1 protein-coding gene is annotated in these 286 nt (G+C 40.2%); it reads right to left on the minus strand.

Going from position 1 to position 286, the window contains the following annotated elements; translation table 11 throughout:
- Window positions 1–286 (minus strand): condensation domain-containing protein (locus FS818_RS28485; RefSeq protein WP_145336772.1); only part of this gene is annotated, 286 nt, incomplete at both ends.

The raw sequence follows: 286 nt of genomic DNA on the forward strand, positions 1-286 counted from the left end.
TCGATTTCCGCCAGCCGCATATCCGGTGTTTCAGCGATCTGCTCTAGTATGGTCTCCAAATGGCTGATAACTCGTTCGATGTTATCTCTGCGATGGTCCGCTTCATTGAAGCTGATTTTAATGACGACTTGGTCCTCCTCTACATACATCATGACGCTTAACGAGTAATTGGTATGCTCAAAACTTTGAATATTCTTGATCTGAAGATCCTGATTTTCGGATTGGCCACTTATTTCCTTGACTTCAGGATAGTTTTGGAAAATAAATAAGTGATCAATTAAGTTTT

Source organism: Paenibacillus xylanexedens (genome assembly GCF_007680605.1).
In the GTDB taxonomy this organism is placed as follows: domain Bacteria; phylum Bacillota; class Bacilli; order Paenibacillales; family Paenibacillaceae; genus Paenibacillus; species Paenibacillus xylanexedens_B.